Annotated in this window: 11 protein-coding genes and 1 pseudogene; 6 read left to right on the forward strand and 6 right to left on the reverse strand. The window is 42.2% G+C overall.

Annotated elements, in window-relative coordinates; all coding sequences use genetic code 11:
• Window positions 1-122: 122 nt before the first annotated feature.
• On the reverse strand, window positions 123-1,493 hold the full coding sequence (locus tag C7Y66_RS27285) for an HNH endonuclease domain-containing protein (RefSeq protein WP_106547983.1): 1,371 nt from the start codon (window positions 1,491-1,493) through the stop codon (window positions 123-125).
• 219 nt (window positions 1,494-1,712) lie between these two features.
• Between C7Y66_RS27285 and C7Y66_RS27290 the strand changes: the two genes are divergently transcribed.
• A complete protein-coding gene (locus C7Y66_RS27290; protein ID WP_106547984.1) occupies window positions 1,713-2,669 on the forward strand; it encodes a DNA endonuclease in 957 nt (318 codons plus the stop codon).
• Between the two features lie 59 nt (window positions 2,670-2,728).
• Here the strand turns inward: C7Y66_RS27290 and C7Y66_RS27295 are convergent, their stop codons facing one another.
• The 3 genes from C7Y66_RS27295 to C7Y66_RS27305 are packed head-to-tail and all read right to left on the reverse strand — an operon-like array spanning window position 2,729 to window position 6,691.
• Window positions 2,729-3,622 (reverse strand): hypothetical protein, encoded by an 894-nt coding sequence (locus tag C7Y66_RS27295; RefSeq protein ID WP_106547985.1) that lies wholly within the window; start codon window positions 3,620-3,622, stop codon window positions 2,729-2,731.
• Between the two features lie 43 nt (window positions 3,623-3,665).
• Window positions 3,666-5,807 (reverse strand): hypothetical protein, encoded by a 2,142-nt coding sequence (locus tag C7Y66_RS27300; RefSeq protein ID WP_199197672.1) that lies wholly within the window; start codon window positions 5,805-5,807, stop codon window positions 3,666-3,668.
• Window positions 5,804-6,691, reverse strand: a complete 888-nt coding sequence (locus C7Y66_RS27305; RefSeq protein WP_199197673.1) for a DUF4007 family protein — start codon at window positions 6,689-6,691, stop codon at window positions 5,804-5,806. Before C7Y66_RS27305 ends, C7Y66_RS27300 begins: the two co-directional genes overlap by 4 nt.
• Window positions 6,692-7,655: 964 nt before the next feature.
• Here C7Y66_RS27305 and C7Y66_RS33575 point away from each other — a divergent pair.
• From C7Y66_RS33575 to C7Y66_RS27315, 3 genes and pseudogenes are all read left to right on the forward strand, one after another.
• A pseudogene (locus C7Y66_RS33575) lies at window positions 7,656-8,048 on the forward strand (PadR family transcriptional regulator).
• A gap of 35 nt (window positions 8,049-8,083) precedes the next feature.
• Entirely contained in the window at window positions 8,084-8,245 is a 162-nt protein-coding gene (locus tag C7Y66_RS31430) for a hypothetical protein (RefSeq protein ID WP_158266007.1), read from the forward strand.
• A 115-nt stretch (window positions 8,246-8,360) separates the two neighbouring features.
• Window positions 8,361-8,906 carry a site-specific integrase gene (locus C7Y66_RS27315; RefSeq protein WP_106547987.1) on the forward strand — a complete coding sequence of 182 codons (546 nt, stop codon included), beginning with the start codon at window positions 8,361-8,363 and terminating at the stop codon, window positions 8,904-8,906.
• A 1-nt stretch (window position 8,907) separates the two neighbouring features.
• On the opposite strand, the gene C7Y66_RS27320 is transcribed toward C7Y66_RS27315, so the two are convergent.
• Window positions 8,908-9,747, reverse strand: coding sequence for a tyrosine-type recombinase/integrase (locus C7Y66_RS27320; protein ID WP_106547988.1), 840 nt, complete (start codon window positions 9,745-9,747; stop codon window positions 8,908-8,910).
• Between the two features lie 262 nt (window positions 9,748-10,009).
• Here C7Y66_RS27320 and C7Y66_RS27325 point away from each other — a divergent pair, with 262 nt between their 5' ends.
• Together C7Y66_RS27325 and C7Y66_RS27330 are read left to right on the forward strand one after the other, a co-directional pair.
• The gene (locus C7Y66_RS27325; RefSeq protein WP_106547989.1) at window positions 10,010-11,425 is read left to right on the forward strand and encodes a hypothetical protein; all 1,416 of its coding nucleotides are present in this window, start codon (window positions 10,010-10,012) and stop codon (window positions 11,423-11,425) included.
• A 76-nt stretch (window positions 11,426-11,501) separates the two neighbouring features.
• Entirely contained in the window at window positions 11,502-12,737 is a 1,236-nt protein-coding gene (locus C7Y66_RS27330) for an AAA family ATPase (protein WP_106547990.1), read from the forward strand.
• A 14-nt stretch (window positions 12,738-12,751) separates the two neighbouring features.
• Here C7Y66_RS27330 and C7Y66_RS27335 read toward each other — a convergent pair whose 3' ends face one another.
• The gene (locus C7Y66_RS27335; RefSeq protein WP_106547991.1) at window positions 12,752-12,961 is read right to left on the reverse strand and encodes a hypothetical protein; all 210 of its coding nucleotides are present in this window, start codon (window positions 12,959-12,961) and stop codon (window positions 12,752-12,754) included.
• Between the last annotated feature and the right edge of the window lie 106 nt (window positions 12,962-13,067).

Raw genomic sequence — 13,067 nt, forward strand, 5'->3', positions numbered from 1 at the left:
ATTATTGACACTACAATTGAGGTAGTTAATACTAACTATAAAGATAACGTAGTTTATCAAGTTTTTAGAAACTTAGATAACTATAAAGATCTCGAACAAAAAATTTTAGAGATATGTCCTAATTAGTAAACCCAATTAGATGTGAATCCTTGAATAGTTGCTAAAGAAAGCAAAGGGATAATTGTTGCCTCGTATGCTTTTGCGAGAATTTCCAACTTCAGTAAATCGTCAGCTTGATTTACTCTAAGCTCTGCTACGTAAGGTTCGACGTATTTTAACCATTGATTCTTGGATAATTTTTGACAGGAAACATTTAATCCTAGATGTTGCAATTCAACAAAATTCTCAAAATACTGCGTGGAAGGAATGTTATTTGATTTAGCAGAGTTGACAGAGGGGCTAGTAGGAATTAAGTTCCATAGTAGATCGTGAGCAACAAACGACCAAGGTAGATAATGATCTAGTGAAATTTTTTCTTTATCTAATTTAACTTTAGAATAAATACACTCAACATCTCGCTCGTCTAAAATAGTTTTCCAATACTTCGTTTGCTGTGCTAGAGAATCTCTTTGCTGAGGCATAAATAGTTTATTCACAACATTAGGAACAGTAGGATTCCTTTGTTGCATATAATTCAACCATTCCCATGATACCCAACCCCTGACTACTAAATAGTTTTCAGCGATATACTCTACCCAGTCTTGATGTAAAATAATTCCTTTACAGTCTTTTAAATTTTCAGAATCAAAGCAATAGAGAGGCTTTGTTACTTCAAATTGATGTTTGGCAAGATTGATAATACTCTGATTAACTTTAGCATCTAATAAGCCTTTGGTTTCTTGATTAAAAAACGGACGAATGAGACGAAAGGGAACATATCTACTGATGAAAGTCACAATGTCATCAACAGCTTGAGCTTGAATTGCTTTTCTTAATAACTTCTTATCTGTATCTTGAAATTTCAAGATTGGCTCAGTTATTTCTAAAACTAGAGATTCTAATTTATTGGCAATTTGATCTTGTGTTCCAAAAGATAGTTTAAAGTAATTGTGCGGATACCAAGCGTTTGCCAGCATCTCTATAACGATTTCTTGAAAACTGATGGGTGATAGAGTATCAAACTGTCTTCTTCGGATGATGTCTAATAGTGAGAGAAAATAAAGGTATTTATAAGAGTTGGTAGTATTATCAAAAATTCGCGATAACAACGAAACATTGACTCGCTCTGACTTAGGTAGTTCTTGAGTGGAAGTCTTGTGCAGAGTATCTGTCAGATTGCCTAAATATGCTTGCACGAAGTCTGTAGCAGCAGATGAATTGATATTGTGTATGGCTTGGACAATCTCAGCAACAGTTTCAGCAGTAGGATCTGTGTGTTCGTGAAACCAACGGAAGACAATCGGGCGCTCAACACCCAATTTCGCAGCCAGTAAGCTTTGGCTGATGTTGTGTGACTCTAATACTTGTCTGAGTGCTTGACCCGCTTTTCCCATAGTTTCAAGTATGACAGAGCAGGTAGAAACGTCTATTAACTTATATGATAACTAAGATGTTTAGCTTGGTTATCATATAACATAACAACAAAGAGATTAAATGCTATGCAAGAGTATAACGACTGGGAAACGTTCGACGATGCCGGAAATCCTGCTGTGACTCAGATCGCGAAGTCGCTAGTCTTCGGCGTGAAGTTTAATAACTGGAATTTATAAGCTGTGCGGGAACCATTTAATTGTCTGGTTTGCGGAAAAAGGGTTGAACCTAGTTCTGTTCATCCAGCTTGCCGCCGTACTTGTGGTACTTCTATATGTCAAGCTGCTTATTACAAACAGTGTTCTACCCAAACCGAACAATTTCGTCAACGTAATCGAATTAAACAACTCCAGCTACAGGGTGTTGATATGGTGACTTGTGCCGTGTGCAATCAGGCATTTGAAATGATCCATCATAACCATTTGAAAACTCACGGGCTTACTGTCAAAGAATATAAAAACATTTATCCTAATTTACCTACTCTTAATTCTCGAATGAAGCAAACACGAGGACAAGGAGCATTAACGCGATCGCATTATTTAAACTATGTAGGAAAAGACCCTGAACGAGAATTGTATGAGTTTTTAACAGGAGCTTTATTAGGAGATGGCTGTCTTGAAAAAACAATAAGTAAACGCAATGCTCGTTATGCTGAAGGAGGTAGTAATCAAAAATATTTAGAATGGAAGTATAAATTTCTGAGCCAGTATTTCTCTTGCTCTTTTAACGAACGCTTATCTTCACCACATACAAAAACAGGGCAGCGATATCAAGGCTGGTGGCTGAGAACCAAAGTACATCCAGTTTTGACTGAAATTCATTCGCTCTGGTACGATGGCAAGAAAATTCTTCCTCAAAGCTTTATATCGGAATATTTAACTGAATTTGCTCTAGCGATTTGGTTCTACGATGATGGATGTTCCACTGGTGGACTTCGATTTTATACTTTTGCTTTCTCTGATGATGAAGTTGGATTTCTGGCTGCTTTGCTGGAATCTCGTTTTGGGCTTCATGGCAATATTTTAAAAAATCAGAACAATCAGCCTTTTCTGAACCTGAATGCTGCTTCAAAACGAAGATTTAGAAAAATTGCTTATAAATTCTCACTTCCTGGTATGGAATACAAGCTTAACTTTTGAACAACAAATTTGAAGAAATAGTTTCAAATTCCATTTCATTTATAATTGTTTCTTTCTTGTTAATCATCATAAAAATCAGGTTCTTCTTGCTTTTGAGCTATACAATAATCTATCAATTCTTTATATTTATCTCCCAGAACTATTTCTATTTCTTCTGGATCGTTCATTGTAAAACCACATCCGCATTTGATTAACATCGGATAAGGAATTTCCCAAGCACCTAATATAGTTCCTTCTCTATGATCGACATCTATATCAAATTCCCATTTAATTCCAATATCTGCTGCATCTTCGCAGATAGGACAAGTAAACTCAATGGTAACTATTTCATTAGAAATCTCTACCTTTTCACAGGGTAAACTTTGTCCCTTAGAGTAAAGTCGCTTTAAATGTTTAATTCTTTTTTCAATTTCTAAAACTTCAGCATTTTTATAAGCTTCCCGAATCATAGCCATTTCATTCCATATTTCTTTTGTGAATATCTCTTGAGGATGTTTCTGAAGGCATTTATCACATATTGCTTCAGACATATCTGCTATTTTGGTTTGAATTCGTTTTTCTAAGTTTCCAATTTCAATATAACCAAAGTTGTGCATTAAATAATTTCTTTTCTCTATTATATATTTAATGTCTTTTGCTTCTGTGCTTAGTTCTGGATACAACTTAACTAAGCGTTCAAGAGCAACTTCAAATGAAATAGTATTGCAGTTAGCGAATGTTTCACCTTGTTCTAGTTTAATTACATCTTCAAAGCCATCAATTTTATTGTATAAAACCATAAAGGGATGCCTTGTATACAAAACATACTTAACAAATTTTTCCAAGCCAACTGTTAATAAAACAGCTCCTGATAAAATAGAAAAATCATCACTACCAGGCTCAAGAAATCGAAGTGCTTTTTCATATAGCCCTTTCGTAAAATCTAAAAAATTCAGATATTCTTGTTTAGCCATTAATTTTCTATTTTAGTAATTTCAAGTGTTTTATGTTTGGATATTATAAAATTATCTCAATCAGCAGCCGTCTGGCTTTAGCTCCTTGGCTGGTCAAGTCGCGGCGATTGATTAGCTCATTCCACAGGGTTAAGCCTTGGTGATAAACCCGATCGCAAACATCCGACAACTTGGCATTAAAATTCGTGAGGCGATCGACGATCTCTTGTTTGCCTTGAATCCAGCAAGAATTCTGATTTGCAGTCAGATCGAAAGCTTGGGCTAAAGTTTCATCTAAAAATTGCTCCGCTTGAACTAACCGATAGCGGACTTCTAACCTAGCTACTCCATCGCTTTGTAGTTCAGGTAACTTCTGCATTTTCTTTAATGCCGCCAGTTCTCGCGCCCTAATTCGCAATAAATCGAGTTTGTCAGCGCACAGCAGAATTAGTGGCTTCCCATCTACAGTTGAAGCTGGGACATGAGTGGGGCTGGCTGTATCTACCCAGTAGCCCACTAAACCATCGCAGTCATTGGTGGAGCAACGTAGTTTAGTTAAGTCCTCTAAACCATCGATATATCGCCGCTCGAAGTAGCGTAGGGTTCCAGTTTTGTAGCTATGACGCTGGGCAACTAGAGGCTTGAGGGGACGAACAGCAGATAAAAGATTGACCAAAGGCGATCGCTCTTGCTCTACTAAAGCAGTCAATTCGGCATCAACATTAAAGTCAGACCCTTGCCAAATCCTTAACTCGTCCAACTGGCGACGATGGGTAATTATGCCTTTTTGCAGCAGATTTTCTATTACCTGTTCCCAGTGGTTTTTGTCGCGATCTGAAGGGCGATCGCACATTGCCAATGTTACCAAAGTGCGAGTTGCCCTAATTGCACCCGTAGTAGTGACAAGGTTTAAAATTCCAATTGTTTTTAAAACCCGCAGACTGTCAGCATCTAAATGTTGAGCGTCGGTAACTAAATTCTGAATTTCTACCCATCGCTGAAGATTTGGTCGCGAAGCTAAACCCGTGCCAACAGCTTCCAGAAAGTAATCGTAGATTCGGTCTAGTTTTAGTGTGGGTAAAACATCTCCTTCAAGAGTTGTTTCCTTGAGAAAATTTAGAAAAGAATATGGTTCGGCACTAGTCAGAAATGTAAATAACGAGCGGTCATTTTGAGCATATCGAGCGCATAGCATTGGTAATGCTAACGTCGCGATCGGATGTAAAGGATAAGTATCTACTAGTAGCGGTTGGGTATATTCATCTTTGATATCGCTAGGTAAACATTCCAACCATTCACTCGCTTGATTGTGAACGGCACAACCAATAGCTTCTACAATAGAGCGATCGATAGCTTGACCAATCAATCGCATCATTTGTGCTGGCGAATCTTTGAAAGGTATATCTTCAAATCGTCCTTGAATTTTCGCCCATTCGTTCCGCTGTACAGCAGCTAATCTGTCGCCATAATCAGCAAATGCTTGGTGAAGTAAACCTATTATAAAAAGTTGACATTCTTTATCTTTCGGTAATTCAGCAAGTTGTTGTAATAAATATAAATCTTCAGCCCCTTGGTTTTGGACGGCAAATTCTAGGTTTTTACCTAACTCATCGATAATCAACAACACGCCGCAATTCGCGCTCTTTGCTACATCTTTAATCAAGCTGGGAATTTCCCGACTATCCACCGCTTGACCAGCAGCAATCTGTCCGCTCAGGTCAACTAGTTTTCTGGCTACATCCAGTTTGTTGCGCTTTTCAGGCGACCAAAAAACTTCTGCACCTCGTTCCAATGCTCGAACAATAGTATTACTTATTGGTTCGCGCTGTGCTGTAGCGACAGCTCGAAATAATCCTCGCTCTGGTATCTTCTTTGTAAAGGCTATAAAATCAGAACTATCTTTTCCTAGTATTTTTGATGCAATTTCTAGAGCTGTTTGACGTATTTGGCTATTGAGAGGCGCACAAAGTGAGGTGAGAAAATGGGCAAAGGCGGATTTGCCCGTACCATATACCCCAGTCACAGTCCAAGCACGATGTAAAGATTCTCCTGTTAGTCCAGCTACGATCCGTCTTGTAGCATCAGTAGATCTTTCGGTAAGAATGTATCCAGCTAAAGCATCAATTTTTTCTAAATCTCGCTCAAGATTTATGGAACGCGAGTAACGGCGCTTCAGGCTAAAATACTCAGATAAAGGCTTGCTCATCTTTTTGCCCTATTGCGCCTGCTGCTGTAATATTTTTCTAAAAGTTCATCTGCCAGTTTTTCTGGTTCATCAAAATATTCAAATTGAATTAAACCAGCAGAATCAGTAAGATTTATTGAGTTAAAGTGCTTAGCTACTTGTTCAATTGCACTACAAATAGCATTCTCGGAAAGCTTAAATACCATACCAGGGCTACAAGTGTCGTAAAGCAAGCGAGAAACGGAAATAGTTCTTTGTTCGCGTCCAACCCAACTGGCATATTCAAGACAAGCAAAAACAATAATTTCTGCTGGTAAATTTCCTTTGGAGCCAATCCGAAAAGTATAGTGTCGCGAGTCTCCGGCTGTATGAATGATGCCTAATTCAGTAAAAGGACAGTCTAAACTATCTTCACTAATATTTACTTTGGCAGCTTGCTCTACATACATTCGCAGAATACAACTGATATCTTTTTTTAATGAAGAAGGGGCAATTCGAGGTGCAACGCTATCTCTGTAGTCACATAAAGCATCAAATAGTTCTTCTTGTGAAAATTCCACTTTATGAAAAATGTTGAAAGCAAAATACCAAGCTGTTGCATTGCAAGGTGGCTGAAGCAATTTCCAATGCAAGAGCCACAGTGATGTAGGGTCTTCTAGAAATGAGTCCCAGCCATTGTCCCCCAATAGGCGATCGCCAAACTCAGATGGTATATCTTCTTTTAAGACTTTGAAAGCATTACACCAATAGCGGATAGAATTTGCCATATTCTTACCGACACCTAGCCGCACCGGAGCATCTTCCTGCAAGAACACACCCGAACTCTGTTGAGCTGCGTCGAATCCTTTTTTAATCCAACCAAACCGAGGATGAAAGGTTTCGTGGCGGGCAAAGACTGGATTCATACTCCTCAGTGAAGGCAGGGAATTAAATTTATCAAGACTAATCTGTATCACTACGTTTCCCTATTAGGGTTACTAAAAGGATGATAATAGCCGCTCCGTCTATAATGATAAAAATTATACTAAGTACTGAAGAATCTCAATACTCAAGGTAGTGGCTGATTGATGGGCAAGTAGAGCGAGGCTCCAATGATAGAATGCCCCACAGTTCTGAGAAATGAACAATCTTGGCTTCAATCAAAGAAAAATCATTTGGAATGCTCATGCTCAGTTGATAAGAGCTTTAATACCTGAGCAAGGAGCGATAGTCAAAAGCTCGTGTATTATGCGTGTATTGTGTAAGGAAAATATATATTTATTAAGATATATTTCAAATTCAAAATCTTATATAAAATAATTAATTTTTGAGAAATATCAATTCAAGCCGGAGAAACAAAATCCGTAGGCTAGTCTAAACTTTACACTACTAAAAAAGTCAAGAACTAGTTTTGAAATGAACCTATTTAAATCTTGAATTGCACTGTAAAAGTACAAAAAGCTTCGATGAGACTGAGATATTTGCCAATTTTTGGCTCTCTACAAGATAATTGCATTGTAAGGCTTTCTGCTATTCTAAGTCTCACGAACTAGTTAAGTAAAAATTATTACTGACAACACTCTTGACAATTATTAAGTTAACACTTGGTTCTCCAAAGAAAATAGACTACCAACTTGTTAGTCCTGCCCGTGCTGGGCAGTTAGCTGTCTTAGTGAGTTCACCTAAAGCAATTAACTCAGCACTCAAGCAAGCAAGCAAGAGGTGATGAGTATTTGTGCTGCTGATATAGCTGATATAGCGGTGAGGAGGTGAGGAAATGTGGCATTGTGCGGAAGTCAGTATACAATTGCAGCTTCCAACGGGGACAATGGCAGTTTTATGCACGGAAAAGCCATAATTTAAGTCTTCAATGAGGAAGTTACTGAGCTTATGAGACTTGAAGAAATATATCAGTTTTTTGCTAATCCGCCTGCAATTTACATCCGCCAGGAACAAGCAGTATGTTACGTGCTGTCAGTTTTGCTGGATGAGGGTGAGTCTTACGGTACGGAGCTGATTCAAAAACTTGAAAGCGATTATCCTAACTATCGCCTTTCCGATACAGTGCTTTACGCGGCATTGAAGTTTTTGGAAGAGGAAGGAGCGATTGCCGCTCGCTAGCAAAAAATGACAGGGCGCGGTCGCCCCAGGCGGATGTATCGAATTACCCCTCAGTGGCAAGGAGAAGAAGCACAAAAGCTAGCCCAGCTTTGGAGCAATAGTATTGTTGCTTTGGGTTTGCTTAAAGCTAGCATTGACTGTTGTACGAGCATTCCTGCCTGAAGTTTGCTGCTCTTTCGCTTGAAGTATTTATTTTTATGCACTCATCCAATCGACCTAATTCGCATTCCGTCTCGCGTTGGGAGTTAATCGACGCGATCGCCAAATTATACGTCATCAAAGACCCCTGCGACCGATCGCCAAAAATTCTCAATAAGCCTTGTTGTCGCCAGCGTCAGAGTCCGCCTCAAAAGAGTTGAAACCATTGATAGATATACTTTTAAAGCTTCTAAAGTTGACTTGACGAAATCTCCAAAACATCAAGTGCGCTCCTTGCCGTAAGATAATAATTGTGAAGTAAATTTAAACTCAGAAGTGAAGGTCAAAGGCAACGGACGCGCTAAGGTATTAACTCAAGCCGAACTGGAGCGCTTATTTACTCGCGGCTTCCTTACCCCTAGAGACAAGCTGTTATTTGCGATCGCGTATTACTGCGCCTGTCGCGTCAGTGAAGTGCTGGCGCTGACGGCTGAAGATTTAGACAGTGGTATGGTGACGTTGCGTAAATGTACTACTAAGGGCAAAATTGCCACGCGCACGCTACCTTCGCACCCGAAGCTACAGGCATATTTAGCAGCCTACGATCCACCGTCTGGTCTATTGTTTCCAGGACGGAGCAAAGAAAAACCACTCACTAGAGCAGCTGCCGATCTGATCCTCAGAGCTGCTTGCAAGCGGGCAAGGATTAGAGGCGTTTCGACTCATTCATTTCGCCGCACGGCGCTCACGAGCATGAGCAACGCTAACGTGCCGATCCGCGTGATTCAGGAAGTATCGGGACATAAATCGCTGACTGCTCTCCAGCGATATTTAGAGGTGAAGCCAGATCAAGTGGAGTCAGCGATCTCTTTGTTAATTTAGTTTACGCTCTGGCGCTTGGGGAGAGAGTAGACGAGGCAGATGTTACAGATGGATCTTTTCGGTAAAGTTGGCGTTGCCGAGCAACAGGAGCAAGCCAGTAGTCGCTGGGAAGACGATCGAGGTGGGGAAATAGCAAGAACGCGCCCAGGAGATAATCAATGAGATTGTCATAGCTCTGGATGCGGGTGAAAGATTGTAGTTGTTTGAGTGCCGCTAAAAATGCTTCAGACGTTTCCACTCCCATCGTCATCATTTCTCGTTCTTGCTGCTGATCGAACTCGACTTTCGTACCGTGCCAATTCCACAACAAGCAGCACTGCTGTAGCGATAGATGAAGCGGTTGCAGTAGCAATGCGGCACGATAGAAGAGTCCAGAGCGCCTGAGCATATAGGGGTGGATCGGGAAAGTCAGATTGGCAATCTTGCCTGCTTGGGCAATTAAATAGTGTAGCGAGCGCTGGTTCAGGCGCGTTTGCCGTTCTGTGGCGAATAGCCAATCGCATCGACGCTCTAGCGCCAGTTGTTGCAGAAGATCGACTTCGGCGGCGCAGAGGAGTTGAAGATTGATTTGTTTGTGGCGGCGAGCGCCACTTTTGAGTTCGCGGTTACGGATGACGTAGAGCGTTTTTCTGGTCAAGTCTAGGTCAGATCGGCGCAGCCAACACAGCTCGGATGGCTGTAGGCATTGGCAAAATAAAGCCATCGCGATCGCCTTGTTCCTGGTGGGGTAGCGAGTCTGCTCCATTGCCGTGATGACGGCATCGACTTCATGCAGGTAAAGAAATTCCCGCTCGCGGCGTTGTTGGAATACAGTTTTGAGCGGTGGCGGTGTTCTGGGCATGGAATAGAGCAATAAATTTTTCGGCAAAGTCCGCGATCTGATCGTGCCACAGGATTTGTCACCGTGAAGGCAATAACGACGAGCGATCCGCGCTTCACCCCAACTTAAAGAGTTGAGCAGGGTTGAGCGTTGAGAGTTTAATCTTCTAATTTCAAATTCTAATTGGATAATAAAATTGATATTCTAGTTGGAAAATGAAATTGATATTATATTTAGAATATCAAATAGAAAACTGCAAAATAAAATAAAATATAGACATCGTATGCCACCAGTTGACCAGCTCGTAGCCCAACTCGTGCAAGAGCGCTCCCAAACCTCCCAAGCTCATCTGAGCGGGGCGCAGCAGCCGCTCGGTGGGGCAAATCCTCGTCTGAGCCAACAGCAGCAAGAGTGGCTGCATCCAGAAAAAGAGCCAATTTATTTACTCAAGCTGACAGTCAAAGTAGGAGTGCAATCGCTCAAGTTAGACGGCTCCCATTTAGGCATCGGGGATGATGTCTTGAGATTGTTGGAAAGTGAGGCAAAGGGAGGTTATGCCGCCAAGATCAATCATCGCCTCAAAGATGCTGCGACCAAACTCCAAGCACGGCAGAAAATTATCTACAACCGCTACACCCTTTTGAGCGAACCGTTCCGTTTCGTCCACGAATCGGCACTGCCCGATGCCCTAGAAGCAATTGAAGGGATGATGGCAGAAGCTGACTCTTTGCGGCAGGGAATTTTAGCAACATATGAATCAGAATACGCTGCTTTTTTGTCATGGGTGGAGCAAGTACTACAAGCCGCAGCATTAGAACCAAAAGCAATCGAGTTGGCATTACGGCAGTATGCTGGTGCTTATCCTACTCAAGAGGAACTGCAAATAAATTCATTGCAAATTCTAGTGGAAGGACCGATAAAAATTCCTTCCTTGCTAGAGCGTTCGGAGCGCGAAGCAGAAGTGCAAAGGCAGCAGGCAGAGGTAGAGGTAGCCTCTGTCGAACGCCAAAAACTCAAGTTAATCGAGCGATCGCAACAAACGTTACAGCAGACTTTAATTTCAACTCTATACGACGCGCAAATCAGAAGTCGGGACGAGGCTGACGCAAAACTAGCACAATTGCTAGAGAGCTTCAATTTGTCGGGAGCGGATGCGACATCGAGAACGGGACAGAAGTGGGACACCTTAATTGCTCGCTTGCAAGTCTTAATGCAATACGATCGCGATTTAGAGCCGCTCGTGGACAGAGCAAGGCAGCTTAATCAGCTATACCTGAGTGACAGCCCCAACTTGGAACAAGTGCAGCAGCACCTGGAAGATTTCAGAGCCATGCTGAAGCAGCGGGTGCAGCAACAAAACTCAACTGGGGAGGGACTTGCCAAGCTGACGAAGGCACTGGCGCTGGATGCGGGTTACTCCGATTTATTGAGGCAATTAGACGGGATCGCCCAGCAACCAGATCCGGAGCAGTTGCGGCAACTCAAGGGCAAGTTAGCATCAATGGAGAATTTGTTTAAATTCCGTACCAAAGACTTACTCAAGCGCTGGGAGATTGCTGAGGCAGCCGTGCGCCAGGAGTTGGGATTAGAAGCAACAGCCAAGACAAAGGATCTCGTTACTGCTCCAGATGCCGTCGATAGCGACGAGTGCGAGCGTGACTCGACCGCTCGACCTTACGACCCAGAAGCAGGATTTTAGGAGAACTCACCTTCTAGTTGGAATACAGAACTCGGATTCTAGTTAGAAAACGAAATTAAACCATCATGATTAAATCATGGCAATCGCTAAAAACACCAAAAAGTTAGCTGCTCAAGTCCCCAACAATGCTCCAGATGGCTCTGCTCCAGAGCGGTTGCAGCAGTTACGGCGAGAGTTGAATCGGATTTTCTTGGAGCGTTCTACGATTATTGACGGAGTGCTAGCCGTATTGCTCAGTGGTGGAAATGTGGTTTTATTTGGTCCGCCTGGTTGTGCGAAAAGCTGGATGTTACAACAGTTGTGCCGAGCGATAGAAGAAGCTGTATTCTTCGATCGCCTCCTGCAACCGACCATCACTCCTGACGAGTTACTTGGGCAACTGTCACTGCGAGCATTACAGCAGCAAGACGAGCTGATCCGCAACACCAAACGCCGACTACCGGAAGCACACATTGCCTTTTTAGATGAAGTGTTTCGCGGTAACTCCACTAGTCTCAACGCTCTATTGCGGTTGATGAACGAACGGGTATTCGAGAATCCAGAACCGCAGCCAGTACCGTTACTGTTCTTATGCGGTGCTGCCAATAACGTTCCCACAGATGGAGACTTGGATGCGTTTGTCGATCGCTTCGTCTACCGTCCTTGGTTGCAGTACGTCCGCAAATTGGGTTCCAAACGAGAATTGATTCACCGCGCCAGACATAACATCAAACCGGAGGTAGTGGTGCGCCTGAGTTTGGCTGAGATTAAAGCTTTGCAGCAACAAGCAGCAATCGTACCTTTAAGCGACGAATTAGCAGAAGATTTGATTAAATGCCAGTTAGCGTTGGAGAAGGAGGGTTTTTTCATTAGCGATCGCAAGCTGCAACAGCTAGTGAAACTGCTGCAAGCTCACGCACTGGTGCAGGGCGATGAGCAAGTGTATCCAGAATCTTTTCACGAATTGCTGCCCGACTGTCTGTGGCAAAGAGATCTCAAGGAGCGGCAGAAGATCGGACAAATTTTGAATGCCTGCATTCCCGATCTCAATCGACAAGCCGTGTCTTGGTACGATGCGGCAAAAGAAGAGGTCGGCACTGTAGTGAGGGCAGCTAGAGAATACGATTTGCGTCCAAGCAATGCAACCGAACAAAAATTGATTGAAGCAGCCGATAATGCTGCAAGTCGCTTGGAGGATATTGCTCGCAAGATTGAAAAGTTAATCGCCGATAACAAGAGTCGTAATGCCCGACGAGCGCAGAGAATACTGACTGATATTCGCGAAGATTTGCTAGTAGAAGTTGGCGGTTACAAAAATAAAGTTTATCAATAGCTGAATGCTATCTTCTATTTGCTATCTGGCTCAATTGCTTGTTCGGGATAAAGTTGCTCGTCATTTGTGACTTTGTACCACCAGTAACCGTCATCGGAGTCGTCCAGATCGAACCAACGGCGCACGATGTGAGTTGAGCGTTCTTCACCATTCCAGTGGAGAATAACTGACTGATACAGCTCAAACTTTGGGGAGCGAACTTGAATTTTTTCTGTGCAATCCATACTGAATCGATTTACTGGAAATCTTCTATATCAATACATCGGACAGAATCAGGCGGCGATAGTGCCGTAGGAACGTAGACTTTGGTAGTTGGGATGAGATTTAATC

The sequence above is a fragment of the Chroococcidiopsis sp. CCALA 051 genome, from assembly GCF_003015105.1.
In the GTDB taxonomy this organism is placed as follows: domain Bacteria; phylum Cyanobacteriota; class Cyanobacteriia; order Cyanobacteriales; family Chroococcidiopsidaceae; genus Chroococcidiopsis; species Chroococcidiopsis thermalis.